Origin of the sequence: Methylomarinum sp. Ch1-1, assembly GCF_030717995.2 — a bacterium.
Lineage (GTDB): Bacteria > Pseudomonadota > Gammaproteobacteria > Methylococcales > Methylomonadaceae > Methylomarinum > Methylomarinum roseum.
In genome coordinates this window covers 2,098,988-2,115,491 of the sequence record NZ_CP157743.1, presented here as the reverse complement: position 1 = coordinate 2,115,491, position 16,504 = coordinate 2,098,988, and the positions used below count along the sequence as shown (strand labels likewise).

The following is a 16,504-nucleotide window of genomic DNA, read 5'->3' as shown; positions in this document are numbered from 1 at the left end:
CTGACGGTCACGCTTTCTAAGGCATAGTTTACGCCTTTCCGGAAAGCTCCAACAGATCGACGACTCTTAATCGTATCGCCAGTCGCGTCAGCTCGATATCGCCAGCAACGCCGAGTTTGCTTTTGATCAAATAATGGCAATTGCGAACCGTTTTTGGGCTGATGCTCAGGGTTTGCGCAATCTCCTCGATCGATCGCGCTTCGACCAGCAGGCGCAAAATCTCGAATTCTCTTACCGTTAAGGTTTCCAGGGCCGTGCGTTCACCGCCGAATTGTTCCAGCGCTAGTGCCTGGGCGATATCGCTACTCAGGAAATGACGACCGCCATAAACTTCGTGAATCGCTCTCAGCAAAACTTCCGAAGGGCTGCTTTTGGTGACATAACCCAAGGCGCCTGCCCGACAGGCCTGTACGGCAAAACTCGGATTTTGATGCATGCTGAACACCAAGATCTTTGTCTCAGGACTCCGTTGTTTGAGGCGGCCGATCAATTCCAGGCCGCTGCTACTGGGCAAGGAAAGATCGGTAATGACGATGTCGGGCTGATATTCCTTGAACAATTGATAGGCTTGTACCGCGTCCGCAGCCTCAGCAACTACTGTTAAACCGGCTTGCTTGGCCAGCAACGTGCGATAGCCAGCGCGGACAATCGCGTGATCGTCGACGAACAGTATCTTGATCATTACCGTTGCAATCATATCTGCACCTCGACTTCAGCATGAACCGGCAACATCGTAGTAACGATTAAGCCGCGAGGTTCGGCAATGGCTAAGGTTAGCCGTCCCCGCAAGGCATCGACACGTTCGCGGATACCCAGCAGACCGATGCCGGGACCGTCACTAAACGGCAGTGTGCAGGCATTGCCGTCGTCCTTTACGGTCAAACGGACCGATGCGCCGCCGATCACCAATGTTACGCTGGCATTCGTCGCGGCTGCATGTTTGACGATATTGGTCATGCATTCCTGAGCGATGCGAAACAGCGTGACCGATAATGCATCCGTTAGCGTGGAAGCATCTCCGGTCACTTCCAGTCGAAAACGCACCTGCCTTTCTCCGCTAAGGGTATTCCAATCCGCTACCAGCCTGTTCAAGCTAGGGACAAGACCCAACTCGTCGAGTTCGACGGGCCGCAAACGCCCTAGCAGGCCGCGCACGTGATCCATCATGTGCTGACTGATACGGCCAATTTGCCGGGATTCCTCGACCAGAGCCGGGCACTGTGTTTCGGCCGTTTGGGTGATCGATGCGGTGACGGCGTTGATGGCCGCCAGGCATTGGCCGAATTCATCGTGTAACTCTCTGGCCAGCGCGCGGCGTTCCTCTTCCTGTAGCTTCATCAGCTTAACGGCAAGCTTTTGGCGTTCCGACAGCAATTGCTGTTGGCTGGCGGTGAGACGATTGATCGCCGTGGCGGTATGCTGCCATTCGAGCAAATCAAACGACGGCAAGCGATAGACCAGATCGCCTTGTCCGATGCGATCAAGCCCGTCGACGATGATACCGGCCGGGCGCAACGCGCGTCTGATCGTCAGACTGACTAGGATGCAGACCGCCAGCACGGTCAAAGCGGACAACCCGCCTAGGCTCACAATATCATCCCATGCCCGAGCAATATTCGATTCGGTATTGGGCGTCACCGTCAGATAACCGTAAACCCGGTCATTCAAGGCGATAGATCGGGTCACTTTAAAATCAGGATTAAATATATGACGGTAGAAAGTTTTGAATCCCTCCGGGATATTTTGTCCCGAAAGCTTGCTTCCATTGCATAGACTGTAGATTGTGGCCTTCTCCGTCGAAACGAAGCGTAGACAAAATCCGGGTTGCCCTCCTGTCTGCTTCCACAGTGAAAAATCAGGAAAGCGCTCGGCTTCGCCGAAGCCGGCATTTCTGCGCAGCAGCTGCAATTCCAATTGCTGGCTCAACGATCTTGCTGTTTCCTGCGTTATTTGTCTGGCATGCCGATCGCTGCGATAGAGCACATAGGTGGAACTGGCCGCCAAACAAGCCAGGGCGACAATGACGATACGTAGCAACAAATGGCGTTGTAAATTCATGCCAAGCCTGTCTGATAAAAAACCGATAGCCAGAATTCTAAGTGGCGATAGGCGCTGTGAAAAGCCGTTGTCTTAAATTCGGGCAAATTGCCCGGATTTTGCGGGCAAGGATCTGCATACGTCACATGGGGTCTTGCCATACACTGCTTCTTGATCCGATTGAGACGAAGTAAGGCAGAAAAACTGCCTGACCCAAGCATTACACCATAATCAGGAGTAAACGATGACTAGCGATCTTTTCAACGATTCCCATATCGACTGGCAGACGTTAGGCGGTATCGAACATTTGCAGTATTCGATACTCGATATCGATGAACGGAACAAAATCGTCGACTTGATTATTAAATTCGCCGCCGGCAGACAAATTATCTTGCATCGGCATAAAGTCCGGAACAACACCTTCGTCATCCAGGGCGAACACCGCTTATATCACGCAGATGGAACACTCAAGGAAATCAGGCCGGCCGCTACACCTGCAGTCAGGCCAGCGATGAACCTCATCGTGAAGGCGGCGGCGAAGTGGACGCCATCGTCTTGTTCAGCATTCGCGGGGGTGATGGTGTGCTCTATGAACTCCTGGACGATGACGGCAATCTCGTCGCTACAATCGACATGCAGGACTGGGTGAATCTGTACTCGAATACAGTCTCGCCAACACTTACTTGATTCACAAGCTTGAGGAAAAAACCTATGACTCGTCCAATATCAATCGGAATCGTTATGCTTATATTTTTGCTGGCCAGCAACATCGCCGGCGCCGCTCCACGTATCGCCATCCTGGAATTCGAACTAAACGATATCACGTCGCTGCCCAATACGCCGAAAGAACGGATACGCACCGCTTCCTTTCGTCCATTATTGGAACAAGCGCTCTTGCAATTGGGCGATTACGAAATCATTTCGATCAGCCACACAGAACAGGCCACCGCTAATTCGAGCTTCGGCTATTTGTTCCGCTTTGACGATCTGGCTGCGGATCTGAGCAAGCGCCATGGCGCCGACTGGGTGATCGTCAGCCAACACAGTAAGCCCAGCTTTTTGTTTTCCTATTTGATGGCGCATTTGATCCGGGTAAAAGATCGGACACTGGCCGCGGACTATGCGATAGAACTCAAAGGTAATCATGAAAAAGTCAGCCTGCATGGCACGAAAGCGCTGGCCAATAAGATTCATGATTTCATCGATAAACAAAAAACGGAAAGTCCATGATTCATCATAATTCCGCAAAGGTTAGAATGACACGGGTAGCACCGAGAACAACATCTTGAGGCTAAGAATGATGAGGAGCACGGCAAACATCTTTTTCAAGGATGCGACCGGTAATTTATGGGCGAGCCTAGCCCCGTATGGCGCAGTGACGGAACTAGTCATGGAAATCAGCAATACCGCAGGGAGGTAGACGAAGCCGAAGCTGTCATGCTCGGCCGAAGTCACCGACCAACCGTTGACCACATAACCCAGGGTGCCGGCAATCGAAATGGGTTTAGCAAAAAGAGGACAGATTTATTTTTCAATGATGAAGCCGCGTCAATCGTGCCTTTGGCCAAGATCGTCAAGCATATATAGCGTTCAATCACCAATCGATGTCGACGCATAGGTGATCAGAACCGCCGTAGTCGGGCCCGCATATGCTCGCTGCCCCGAGATGATCCTTGCTCTCACCGCGTAGTCAAGGATTTTCCCGCTTGAGGGGCGCGTCGCTTTGGCGGGGGCTATGATATCGCCGCCACGCATGTCCATCCAGGATAGATCTTCATTTGCATTTTGATTGAAATCACCTGCAACGATCCACTGCTTTCCGGCTCCATTGGTCTTGGCATGCTGAATCGCCAAGTTGATGTAATCGCGTCCCCCGGCATGAATGTTCGCCACGTAGAACTTGGAGCCGATCGATTTCCGCATGACCGGCCGTTTGTATGTGTCGGTCGACCATGAGACAGCGGGGACTCCGCTATCCGCAAAGAGCATAGCCATGGAGCAGCGTATGTTTCCGGCCCCATTATTCCTGTCCCACGGCAGATACCAGATATTGAGGCTGTTATAGTATCCAATCAGGTTGGGCTTGCCATGTTTCAGTGCGCCCGCGTAACCGATCTTGGTCGGGAGGTTGCCGGCCTCCTCTCCTGGATACAGACAACATCTGGCTTGTATTTGTCGATCCGGCGCTTGATGCCCTCCCAACGTTCGCCCTGTGTGTTCCATGTTAATAGTTTCACTGCTTTCTCCTATGAGATTGAAGATAGGTGCGTTTTCGCATTAGTCGGATAACGAATAAAGTTAGAGGGTGCGATCGCAACGCGCGAAGCCACCATCTGAAGCTTTTGATAGACAAGGCCGGCGATCGTAGTGTTGGCTTTATATAAATGCAGTGAAAAGTGTAACAGAAGAGGAACGCATAATTACCATTACCCCCCTTTTTCATTGCCTAATATTTCAATACCCAACCCACCCAGCTCAATCTTCCCGGCTCTCAACAGCTCGGCAAACTCATCCGCCGGCACCGGCTTGCTGAATAAATAGCCCTGAATCTCGTCGCACTGTTTCCGCTTCAGAAACTCTAGCTGATCGCGGGTTTCCACCCCCTCCGCAATAGTTTTGAAACCCAGGCTTCTAGCCATGCCGATAATGGCGATCACGATGCCTTCGTCCTCTGAATCACGACAAAGGTCGCGGATGAAGGACTGATCGATTTTCAGCTTGTCGATTTTGTAACGCTTTAGATAATTAAGCGACGAATAGCCGGTGCCGAAATCGTCGATCGACAATTTTACTCCCAGGGCGCTCAGTTGCTCCAACATGGCAATCGTGCGTTCGGAGCTCTCCATGGCAACGCCTTCGGTAATTTCCAGCTCAAGCATGGCCGGATCGAGCTTATAATTGCGCAAGATGCCGACTACCTTCCGATACAGCGCATCCAGGCGGAATTGCGCGGCGGAAATATTAACCGCGACTGGAACAATGCAGAGTCCGTTCGCTTTCCAGTTAGCTGACTGGCGGACCGCTTCGTGCAGAACCCAATCGCCGATTTCGCCGATTAACCCGCTTTCCTCGGCAATGGGAATAAACTTATCGGGCGGCACCAGACCCTTGTTCGGATGATGCCAGCGTATCAGCGCCTCTGCTCCGATGATTTCATGGCTGTCCACATCCACTTGCGGTTGGTAATATAACGATAATTCGCCGCGCACCAAGGCTTGGCGTAACTCATTCTCGATCTCCAATACTTGTTTCGCTTTGTCATGTAACTGTTGGGTAAAAAATTGGAAATTATTGCGGCCGTTCTCTTTAGCCCTGAACAGCGCCGCATCGGCTGATTGAACAAGTTGTTCAAAGTTATCGCCGTCTTGCGGATATTCGGCGATGCCGATGCTAGCCGTTATCGACAGGCACCTATCGCCGAGGTCGAAAGGCTCAGCAATCAACACCAATATTTTCTGGGCGACGTGAGCGGCTCCCTCGGCGTTGCTGTCGGGCAACAGCAAAACCAATTCATCACCCCCTTGACGGCTCAGCGTATCGTCCGGATGCAGGTGTTTGACCAACCGATCCGATAACTTTTTCAGCAACTGGTCGCCGGCATCGGGACCTAAAGAATCATTGATGATCTTGAAGCGGTCCAGGTCGATAAACATCAGCACGGCTTGGCGTCCCGATCTGCGGGCCGCCGCTAAAGCCAGACGGGTGCGGTCGCGCAGCAGCGAGCGGTTGGGCAAATGGGTCAGCGGATCGAAATTGCTGAGGAACTGGATGCGCTCCTGGGCCGCCTTATAATGGGAAAGATCGCTTAATATGCCGACATGATGAGTAATGCGGCCCTCCTGATCACGAATTACGTTAACCGACATCCATTGCGGGTAGAGGTCGCCGCTTTTACGCCGATTGATCACTTCGCCCTGCCAATAGCCGCGGTTCAATATATCGTTCCACATTTTCCGATAAAAACCCTTGCCATGCTTGCCTGATGACAGCAAGCGCGGGGTCTTGCCGATCGCTTCCTCGGCCGAGTAGCCGCTGATCCCGCAATAGGCCGGATTAACGGATACGATCACATTGTCGGCGTCGGTCACCACAATGCCTTCTCGGCTGGATTCGAAGACTTTCGCGGCTAAATAAAGCTGCTGCTCGGACTCGAGCCGCGCGGTGACATCGTGGGCAAGCACGATCTCCGCTTTTCTGCCTTCAAAGGTCAGCGTGTGAGCGGTTATTTCGGCCCAAATCAACGTGCCGTCCTTTTTGCGATGTCGCCAAATACCGGCCTCGTTATAATAGTTGTCGACACCGGCAATGCGTTTAATATTTTTCTGCAAAAGCGACACATCATCGGACGGGCGAATATCGGCAATAGACATACTTAAGAATTCTTTTCGCGTATAACCGTATTGCGCGATCGCCGCATCGTTCACGGCCAGGAATTGCAGAGACTCAATATCATATACCCACATCGGCAACGGATTGGCGTTAAATATGAGCCGATAGCGCGCCTCACTGTCCCGTAAGGCTTGCTCCGTTTTTTTTCGCTCCGAAAGATCCCGTACGCTTGCAAGATAACCGTCTTTATCTAACCAACGCACGTTGACCTCGGCCGGAAATTCCTCGCCGTTTTTACGCACATGCACCCATTCCTGCACGTGCGGATAGCCGGCTTTAATGTGGGCGGCCACTTCTTTCACCTTGGCCCATTCATGAGGAGCCAGAATATCGAACAAGCGCAGCTTCATCAGCTCGTCGCGGCGATAACCCAGCATCTCCAAGATGGCGGCATTAGCGTCGATAAAACGGTAATCGCGAGTCACAAGCAAAACGCCGTCGCCGGCCTGCTCGAATAATTTACGGTAGCGAAACAGCGCCTGGTTGCGCCCCCTAGCCAGCAGCCAAGCCAAACAGCTCAAGATCAACGTCAAGACAATGCCGATCGAGACAGCCATCAACGAACGCTGCCGGTTCGAAACACGCGCTTCAAATGCCGGCGTTGTGCTCATCGACAACGTCCATTGCCGGTCTCCGATATCTATCCGGCGACGGGTCTGCAGTCGCCGCAAAGAAGAATCTGCTTCTTCGGACCAATCCCCCCATCGATACAATAAAGCTTGCTCCGGATTCGACTCGCCGTCATAAATTTTCAGGTTGATATCGGAGCTAAATAAATCTTGTATTTCCGCCATGAGATCGTGTATGCGCAAAGGCATGTCGACCCAGCCTACAATGGCCTCGCGCCGGTTTTCCTGGCTATCGAGACTGGCCCCATCTCGGTAAATCGGTAAATACATGACAAAACCAGGCGCTTCATTTTTATCCTCGTCCTGGATCAATGTCAGCTTGGAAGTGATCGCAAGTTCGCCCTTATCGCGGGCCTGCGCCATCGCGGACCGGGCCGCCGGTAACGTCAAGAGATCGACGCCGAGGGTTTTCAGGTTGTCGCCCGCCATCGGCTCCATGTAGACGATGGGCGCATAACGAGGGCGAACGCCCTGCGGCTTGATACGGTAATCGGAGATTCCGTTGCGGCGCATGTCGGCCATATGACGTTCCTTCTCGTTATGAGACACGACCTTAACCATCCCGATTCCCTGCACGCCGCTTTCATAATCCAAATCCAAAGCGCGGATATAGGTTCCGAATTCTTTGAGGGAGACGTTTTCGGAGCCCTCATAGAAACCTTTGACGCCTCGCATCATCATTGCATAGCCGCGCAAACGGTTAGAAATAATGCCGGTAACCATATCGACCGAGAATTCGAATTCGGCCTGAAGTTTGTCGGAGTCGTCAAGGCGCATGTGCCGCCATAACTCCGCCGTAACACTAAACCCGACAATCAGAACGGCGCATGCCAGAAACCAGGGGATGAACCGCGGTCGCTCAGCGGCGTCAATGTCTTTTTTTAGGTTGAAGGTCATAGATGATTTTTAGCGACCATGAAATAACTGACACAAATTCCCGGAATACCCAAGGAAAATGACGGTAAGGGTTGCGCGTCTTAGCCTATAAAAAACTAAGTTTAATTAATAATCAAAAAGTGCTTTTTAAACATTTATGTAATTATTCAGCGTATTTTTATCAGAGGGAGTAGGCTATTGATTTATCGGGCTGTCTGCAACAGGCAGATTTTTGCTCTGACCGCCAAGGAAGGCGGAAATGTAGAAACTGCAGGAGCAATTTTCTGCCTGCAAAATCTGCATTTCCATCGTCCCTGACGGTCTACCTCACCGGTTCCCGACCGGTGTGGCATTCCCACCCTCCCTGGCAGTCAGACGTTGCAGCCAGAGCTTACGCCGCACAGGGAAGTGCAAGTGCCGCGTGAGATAGGACATCGCTAGCGGCCGCCGCCCAGGGAAGTGCAAGTGCCGCGTGAGGCAGGATGCCGTTAGCTGCCATGGAAGTATTCACCCAGCACCTAAATTAACGAAGATTATTAATCATAGCCAATAACCTAGGGTATTTAGGTGCTGGGTGAACGCGTCCCGAGAAATCAATGGTCTACTCCCTAAACCCTGAAAGATACTGAATAGTTACACATTTATTAAGGCTAGCACTCCTTTGCTAAATTGCAATAATAATATAATTCTCATGGTTTTCTGCTCGAACACATCGGCCCCTACTAATTTGTATTAGTCTCGACTAGATCTGAAACAGGGGGTACGTCGAGCCGCGTACCGGACATATCCACCGAGGTAACTGCTGACAGCGATTTTTCGCCATCAGTGCCAACAAGCGATCTGCGCGGTATTTTCGTACCCGAAGAAACACACTTTTTCCGGCTGTTTCTAACCGATCCTCCAGGAACGCCTGGCGGCCTGCTGGAAAGTATCGCACGTAGACCTTGTCCCCTGACTGCACAAAACAGATCGCTGGAAAATTCAGCAAATCCAAACCGGTCTTGATCAATTCAGGATTGCCAGACCTGAACATCGATATCCCTATTCACCTGATCCATGATTCAGTCCTCGCGACGTAATCAGCCGGTCGCGGGTTCGAGTCCCATCACCGCTCCATATACTAAAGGCCAATAGCGGTTTCGTTACAGGCATTTATATTATGTTTTTTAGTCACAACGATGCGCAATGACCCAACAGCGTGGAATATGAGGGTGACGGAAGAGTTGAAAACTCATTCAAACGCCCTTAAAAACGACGTATGCCTTTGATTTACTGCCAAAACACCCAGCCTGCACAAATTGTAACCAATTTGACACAAACACAGAAAAAACACGGATTTGAGTGTCTTAATAACGACTTACTCACAGAGTTATCCACAAGTTCTGTGCATATCTTTTGTAATGACTCAGGGTAATATTATCAGAGCGAGTAGCTATGGATTTATTGGATTTTCTGTTCACATTAGATGGCGGAAGAGGGACACTCGAGACAAAACATCTTGCCGAAAATTAATTGTTTGTTATTTTCGCATAATGCGGTAAATATAGTTAACAATCTATTTCCATTTAGGATGCTTATCGAGACAGTCTGGTTTCAAATATAGACCGGAAAGGCAAGATCAACCGGTATGATAGAGAAATGTGCTCACAGCGCTCCTGGCAAAGAATCAGTGCAGCCATCCCCCAACTACTCTGCTCATTTTCCTTGCCAGCGCCATACTTCAGCTCAATAAAGGGTAATAATAATGATAAAAAAGACAAAAGCCCTATTCGCAGATTCACTCTCTTTTTTCTCTCTGGCATTCGTGGTCTCGGTGCTGTTTGTCCCGGAATGCGGAGCGCATGAACGCTGGGTGTTGACGCCGGAACAGATCGCACATTGGAACGCATTGCCGAAACCGTCGTTTTATACCGAGCTATCGTTCGGCAATGTCGCGATGGTCTCGATGTTTTTGTTATTCATCTTCGGTTGGATAAGGCTCGGCTTCACTGGCGCTCGTGAATTATTTCCGGATCTCCAGGCCCGGCTCGCTTCGTACGGCGAGCATGTACCCCGAATCCTCCGGGTCTGTTTGGCCTGGATGCTGATATCCTCGGCTTTTGGCGTCGAACCGCGCACCGGCGTGGAACCGTTTACTTCGCCGACCTTATTTGTTCCCGACCTCGAGTTACGACTATTGGGTCCAGGCTGGGCATGGCTACGCTGGCTGGAATTCCTGTTAGGACTGGCGATTCTGTTCGGCGTTTACGTTCGATTTTGCGCGGTGCTGCTGATGGCTTTGGGCTTGTTGGCCGGCGTGCTATTCGGCCTGGACTTCCTAGCCTACGGCGGAGCATTGCTCGGCACTTCGATTTATCTGCTGATGCAAGGCCCGGGAAGACATTATCTCCCGCTCTCCACCCCCGCTTCTCTGCACGGCATCCAGTCCTGGCTCGCGGCCCAGCCCAGAGCCCGGGCGCAATTCATCATGCGGGTTTTGACAGGCTTAACGATGCTCTATTTGGGGATCGCCTTCAAGATCATGCAGCCCAATCTATCGGTGGCCATCATCAAACTTTACGAGGTCCCCATTCTGTCTTCAGCGCCTGAAGGCTTTTCGTTGTTCATGGCCTTAGTTGAAGTATCCGCCGGTTTATTGATGATTGCGGGCATTTTGCTGCGCCCCTTGTCGCTGTTTATGCTGTGCGCATTTTTATTCTTCGCCTCCTTGCTGCCTGAAACCCTGACCGCGCATATCCTATTCTATGGCGTCATGCTGTCCACTTTCATCAATTCCGCAGGGCATTGGCGCAAGCCGGAAGCCCGGGACCAGCCGGCCGAAATCGTCATCGCCGGCGGAGGGTTTGCCGCATTGCATGCCGCGATGAAAATCGAGCGACTGATCGGCGCCTACTCGAACGTTAAGATTAGCTTGCTGCACGACAATTCGAATTTCGTGCTTAAGCCGTTGTTACCGGAGGTCATCGGCGGAACGGTGCAACCCGGCAACGTGGTCAATCCGATCCGGCGGGTCATTCCTCGGGTCAACGTTATCGTGGGACGCTTGGATTCGATCGACAACAACAACCGGCAGGTGTTAGCCCGCCGTCCTAGCGGCGAGCGAATCACGTTGGGATACAGCGAGTTGGTCCTCGCGCAATCAGCAAAACCGAATACATCCTCGATTCCGGGCATGCTGTCCCATGCTTATCCGATCGATTCAGTGGGCGATGCCTTACACCTTCGCAAGTGTCTGCTCGAACTGATCGAACAGGCGGAATTCACAGAAGACGCCGACGAACGGTCGCGGTTCTTGAGCGTTGCGATCATAGGATCGGGCGAACTGGCTTGCAGCGTCGCAGCGGAGATTTGTCAAATGCTGCGCGCCATGACGCCGTCCTATCCGGTGCTACGTGATTCAGGGTATCAGGTTCATCTCTACGAAGACCCGGAATACGTTTATGCTGATTTCGAACGGGAACACATGTCCGTGCGCGATGACTGTCTTGAAAAAGCCGGAGTCACCCTGCACAAGGCCGAAAAAATCACCGGTGTTGCCGAACAGGAAGTCATCTTGACCAACGGAGGACGCCTTGCAGCGGGGCTGTTGATCAATGCCTGTTTCAGTGCCCCGGTCGTGCGCTTGCAGGGAGCCACCGCCCTGGCCTGGCCTTTCGCCGTCGACGGCGACTTGTGCCTCGAAGCTCATCCGCACATTTGGCTTGCGGCTCCAAAAACACAAGGCGACGAACATCCTTTCATCACTGCCGCCGACTGGGAGGCCCTGGGGACCGCCGCAGGCTATAATGCCTGGGCTAAAACGCAAGGCTTCACCACCCGTCCTTATCAGGGCCGGAATAAATTAATCAAGCCTTACAGCATCGGATTCAATTCGTTTTGTGATGTAAAAGCCTTTACCTTCAGAGGCAGGATCGCCTGGCTGCTGTCTAGACTCGGCCAGCTTCTGGCCATGCCCGGTTTGGAAAAAAACCTGCGCATCATGATCGATTGGGCCTTGGTAATCCCCTTCCGTAGCGATATCGCAGTGCTTGCGCCAGCGCCTATGGCACGCCTGCAAAAGATACGCTTCGCGCAAGGCGACGAAATTTTTCATCAAGGCGACGAGGCCGAAATGGCCTATGTGGTGGAATCCGGTCGGCTGGAAGTCATCAAGGATGACCGCAAGGTAGCAGAACTGGGGCCGGGCGATTACTTCGGCGAAATCACACAGACTTATCTCAATCGGCGGGCGGAAACCGTACGCTGCATTTCCGGTTGCGAATTGACCGTGTTGTCGCAAACCGATTTCAAGGCGTTGACCAAGGGCTCCGGGCTGATGTCCAAGGCGCTTCAGCACCTGGCGACACAAGACCGCGCCGCCGGGGGACGAGAGCGGGGTCTCAAGCGGATCATGTACGTCAGCACGATGCACGCCGCGTTCAGCGATGAAGAGATCGTTGAACTGGGGCGTAAATCCAGTCTGAACAATCAAAAACTGGGCTTAACCGGCGTACTGATTTCGGTTCACGAATATTTCTTTCAAATCCTCGAAGGCCAGCCCTCCGTCGTGGATACGTTGCTGGAAAAAATCCGCTCCGATACCCGACACAGGGACTTGACCATACTTAGCGCGGAATACGGGCTCGAACAACGCCTGTTCAGCGACTGGGGCATGCGCACGGTGTGTCTCAATGAAGAAAGCGGCGTCTTGCTGCAAGCAATACGCATGATGTTGCGCAATATCGCCCAATCTCACCATATCATCGGGCGCTATACTCAGCCCGCCGTGCTCAAACTCCTCACCGAGGGTACTAACCCCTTGACCGTGCCGGTCAAAAGCACCGAAAAACTGGTATTGTTCGGGAACATGCTGGGTTTTTCCACCTTGTCGGATCGCTTTTCCGCCGAAGAGATTGCCGAAATCATCAACAGTTATTTGGAAACCTGCTCAAGCTGTATTATCGAGCATGGCGGACAAGTGGCCGAATATGTGGGTACCAGCCTGATCGCCTATTTTCCGTTCAACCAGGCGGATGCGGCGATTTCGTCCTGCCTTGACGCCTTGCGAGGCTTGAAGGCGTTGCGCGATCAGGACAACCCGCTGTACAACGCCGTCTATGGGGGCTTCGGACTCGCCGCAGGCGCAGTGATCGAAGGCAACATTGGCTCATCGGTCAAAATGAACTATACAATTCTGGGCGAAACAATCACCCGGGCCACCCGCCTGCAGTCATTGGGGAGCAACGCCGGCAAGGCCATCGCACTAAGCGAGACTGTCCAACAAAGCGCACAGAGTTCATGGAATTTTCAGAAATTGCCCGAGACCGTGCTTCAGCAAGAGGGTGAAGAAAAGAAACCTGTGTATACGATTGACGATCGCCTAGTCAATGAAACCGGAAAGATCCCCCATTAGTCAGCCGGCGCCGAAGAGGCTGGCTAGAGCATTATCGGACTCGATTGAAAATAAAATCAACCGAGCCTCCTCTGTACACGACAAAAATTTTAGGAATTCAGTTAGATGCGGAAGAAGTGTCTGCGACAAGGCAGATTTTGGCTCCTGTAAAATCCGCATTTCCACCCGCCATGGCGAGCATATGTCGCATCCAAGCCCGACGCACATGGATGTGCAAGTGCCGCGTTAAGCAGGGGCTGTTAGTTGCCAGGGATATATTGACCCAGCCCCTGATAGTAGAAAAAGCATTTTTATATTGAATAGCTACGTTAAAAGTTCATAAATACGTTCAAAGAAATAATATGATTCATCGCGTCATTGGCAGAAGGTTTGCGAATATACTGATTGATGTATCCAAATTCCGTTCTGACCTGTTTATCCATTTGAAACCCTAACCCGACAAAAGCACGGTTCTGGTCGAAACCATTGTCTGCCTTCCAATCTGGTCTGTTGAGGCCAACAAAAACCTCATTCCAGACAACCCAACTTAGTTTTGGCGCCGCCTTAATGGGATGGTAATATTTCAAGAATTGACGATAGCGCCAGCCGACATCGTCACCCCGTTCATCGAAACGTTGTTCCAATCGAGAGCGAGACATAAACTTGCCGCCTGCCAAGGAATGGTTCCATATCATTTGTTGCCATAGACGGTGTTCATCAAAAGATGACGAACCCGTCGGTTCACTGGGTATCCAAGCATAACCGAACCAGAAGCTTAAATTATCATAAACCGAATAGCCTAGTGCAGTACGTAAAATAGCTTGAGAAAATTTTGAAATATCATCTCCGAAACGGCCCTGAGCCTCCAGCCACAATTTCACTTTATCCAAAGCGGGATCAAACCGGCCTAAAGAAGTAATAGCAGTTACATTGCCCCACGATTGTATATCTTCGTTAGTGTTGTCCGCCGATATTTCGACAGCAACTAACATGATTAGTAAGAATACTATTTTTTTTATTATATTCATTATTTTAAATTCAACGAGAATAAGCGATTGCGAATAAGTTTAGTTGTATAAGCCATCATTCATGATAACTATAGGGTTACGGCGCTCCATGCCGGAATGACTGTGGTTATTTACCGTCGAACTTTCTGCCAGGGAATTAAAATATATATTAAGCCCGGCATTTACTATTATTTTCTTATATCGATAACTTAAGAAACCAAGCATATAAAACTAATAGAATGAGTGTTTTATGTCATGTGCAGAGGTTATTTTTTAATATTTATCAAGTAAACATTTCTCTCTTAAAGCAAAATTGCCTTTTAAATAACATCGTATCGACACTGCCTTACAAAAACCTTTCACCCCAGAAAATTTCTCATAAATTTTCACATGAACGAGAAGATATAACTTGTTCAGGCCGTGACTATTCAACCTCTGTACACGACAAAAATTTACCCAATGGTTCATGGAGACGAAGGAATGATGGGTAGAAGCGATAGCGAAACACCGCCCCATCCCACACAAGGAATCAGTATTCCCTATTAAAATAAATTTACTACGGATCATTAAGATTTTTTGTCATGTGCAGAAGACACGGTTCAGAACCAACGTTTTTGTGGAACGCTGAAACGTCAGAGATGTTGCATTAAGCTGAGCTTAATCAGCGGAGTTTTTTGGTTAGCAGCATTACAAAGCGGCTAGCAGCGGTCTTTGTCTGCCCTATGAATTTGACTTGAATAACCACAATATGAGGATCAGCAGCCTGCCCTATCGGATTCTTCGCTGCTACAGCTGCACTACTGGCTTTTGAAATAGTAAGGAAAATTTGCGCTTTGTGTTCAATCTCGCTGATCAGTTTTGGCAAGTTGTCCCAGCGTATCCGGCACTAAGCGTTCGGAAAAACCGGCTGTAAAGCCCCAAACAAGCGCTTTAGCATAATCCTTGGCATGCATCGGAGCATAAGCCATTAAACCGCTAAAACTGTCGCACTCTCCCTCGCCTAGAGAACAATGAAAGTGCGGAAAAAGATCGCCTTCGATCAAACCGGCCGCGATGATGATGTAAAGCACCACGGCGCCTATCATCCCGGTGATCGGAGGAATCAACGAATACATAAACAGGTATTTGTTGCGAAGACCTTTCAAGTCGGCGTGGAAAAGAGCCGCCGGCAGATTTTCCAGCGCATAAATACGCATCAGCGCACTGAAAAAAGCTCCTAAGGCGCCGCACAATGTCACAAACGGCAAGATCGGAAGCTCATGACGCTTACCGGCCTCCTGGCCATAATTTATCCATTCCAATATAATCAAAGGGATTGTGATAACCAAAATCAGCGCAACCGTCGATAGAAAAAGGCAACTTAGCATCTGACGATAAGCTTCCAATAATTCAGTTGAGCTTTTGGAGACGTTAAACTGAGAATCGTGTTGACCGGCCATCTTTTTTCCTTAATGCGAAGTTGATAAAGACCTAAGCGAGTACATCGGCATTTAAACACATTCCTTGGCCGGAATGGTCGCTTCTGAGCTTGGCGCCACAACACGGTAGGAGCAGCATCCTCGGCGCGCAAAGCTTCATTCGCCCGATAGCTGTGCCTATCGAAGTGGCCGTGATTCTGCAGCGAATAAATTTTTTGGCGGATCCGCTATACTTGATCCGCCTTATGAACTTGATCTGAATGCCAGCAAGTAGCCCGTATGAAGCGCAACGGAATACGGGATTAACACTATGCCCTCACGGATTCCGGGCTACTCACTCATTGAATAAAGAAAATTAGCTAAAAATGGATCAGTATCAATAGGATTGTTTTCAGCATCTCGATCACCGAATGGAGTGGAAATCATATATGAGCCTACTAGGTGATTGAGATTATTCAAGTTTATTGACAATAAACTTTTCAATATCATCGATACATCTATAATGATGGGTTTGATTCAGGCTTCGAAATCATTCAGGTTTTTGGCGGATCCGCTACGCTTGATCGGACCTACAGTCCTACAAGCTTCATTTGAATAACAGCTACTCACGATAAGAAAAAATATCTTCTTTTCCCATGCTTTCATGTTTTTTTTACTTTTTTCCGCCCCTTCCCAATTACTAGCGATCTTTAACGGTTTTTATATACGTGAAACTAAAGCTATATTGAGCTTAGCTTGACAACCATACACAATCTTTACACCAAGCCCAATGCGCCT

11 protein-coding genes are annotated in these 16,504 nt (G+C 50.3%); 3 read left to right on the top strand and 8 right to left on the bottom strand.

Annotated features, from left to right (window positions below):
* Positions 1 to 28: 28 nt before the first annotated feature.
* On the bottom strand, positions 29 to 697 hold the full coding sequence (locus tag Q9L42_RS09880; RefSeq protein ID WP_305908601.1) for a response regulator: 669 nt from the start codon (positions 695 to 697) through the stop codon (positions 29 to 31).
* Positions 694 to 2,058, bottom strand: a complete 1,365-nt coding sequence (locus Q9L42_RS09875) for a sensor histidine kinase (protein ID WP_305908602.1) — start codon at positions 2,056 to 2,058, stop codon at positions 694 to 696. The genes Q9L42_RS09880 and Q9L42_RS09875 overlap by 4 nt, the downstream gene beginning before the upstream one ends.
* A gap of 223 nt (positions 2,059 to 2,281) precedes the next feature.
* On the opposite strand from Q9L42_RS09875, the gene Q9L42_RS09870 reads away from it, so the two are divergent.
* On the top strand, positions 2,282 to 2,686 hold the full coding sequence (locus Q9L42_RS09870) for a hypothetical protein (RefSeq protein WP_305908603.1): 405 nt from the start codon (positions 2,282 to 2,284) through the stop codon (positions 2,684 to 2,686).
* A gap of 92 nt (positions 2,687 to 2,778) precedes the next feature.
* The gene (locus Q9L42_RS09865; protein ID WP_305908604.1) at positions 2,779 to 3,267 is read left to right on the top strand and encodes a DUF2380 domain-containing protein; all 489 of its coding nucleotides are present in this window, start codon (positions 2,779 to 2,781) and stop codon (positions 3,265 to 3,267) included.
* A gap of 21 nt (positions 3,268 to 3,288) precedes the next feature.
* Here the strand turns inward: Q9L42_RS09865 and Q9L42_RS09860 are convergent, their stop codons facing one another.
* The 3 genes from Q9L42_RS09860 to Q9L42_RS09850 all read right to left on the bottom strand — a co-directional run bounded on the left by Q9L42_RS09860 (position 3,289) and on the right by Q9L42_RS09850 (position 7,952).
* Positions 3,289 to 3,531: a TSUP family transporter gene (locus tag Q9L42_RS09860; RefSeq protein WP_305910241.1), complete on the bottom strand. Its 243-nt coding sequence runs from the start codon at positions 3,529 to 3,531 to the stop codon at positions 3,289 to 3,291.
* Positions 3,532 to 3,627: 96 nt separating this feature from the next.
* Positions 3,628 to 3,960, bottom strand: a complete 333-nt coding sequence (locus tag Q9L42_RS09855; RefSeq protein ID WP_349432702.1) for a hypothetical protein — start codon at positions 3,958 to 3,960, stop codon at positions 3,628 to 3,630.
* A 503-nt stretch (positions 3,961 to 4,463) separates the two neighbouring features.
* On the bottom strand, positions 4,464 to 7,952 hold the full coding sequence (locus tag Q9L42_RS09850) for a bifunctional diguanylate cyclase/phosphodiesterase (RefSeq protein ID WP_349432701.1): 3,489 nt from the start codon (positions 7,950 to 7,952) through the stop codon (positions 4,464 to 4,466).
* A 1,723-nt stretch (positions 7,953 to 9,675) separates the two neighbouring features.
* On the opposite strand from Q9L42_RS09850, the gene Q9L42_RS09840 reads away from it, so the two are divergent.
* The gene (locus Q9L42_RS09840) at positions 9,676 to 13,323 is read left to right on the top strand and encodes a BLUF domain-containing protein (RefSeq protein WP_349432700.1); all 3,648 of its coding nucleotides are present in this window, start codon (positions 9,676 to 9,678) and stop codon (positions 13,321 to 13,323) included.
* A gap of 308 nt (positions 13,324 to 13,631) precedes the next feature.
* Here Q9L42_RS09840 and Q9L42_RS09835 read toward each other — a convergent pair whose 3' ends face one another.
* The 3 genes from Q9L42_RS09835 to Q9L42_RS09825 form a co-directional block, all read right to left on the bottom strand.
* Positions 13,632 to 14,330, bottom strand: a complete 699-nt coding sequence (locus Q9L42_RS09835) for a DUF2490 domain-containing protein (protein ID WP_349432699.1) — start codon at positions 14,328 to 14,330, stop codon at positions 13,632 to 13,634.
* Positions 14,331 to 14,970: 640 nt separating this feature from the next.
* On the bottom strand, positions 14,971 to 15,174 hold the full coding sequence (locus Q9L42_RS09830) for a hypothetical protein (RefSeq protein WP_305908611.1): 204 nt from the start codon (positions 15,172 to 15,174) through the stop codon (positions 14,971 to 14,973).
* Complete coding sequence (locus tag Q9L42_RS09825; protein ID WP_305908612.1) at positions 15,149 to 15,748, bottom strand: hypothetical protein; 600 nt, start codon at positions 15,746 to 15,748, stop codon at positions 15,149 to 15,151. The genes Q9L42_RS09830 and Q9L42_RS09825 overlap by 26 nt, the downstream gene beginning before the upstream one ends.
* Positions 15,749 to 16,504 lie beyond the last annotated feature (756 nt).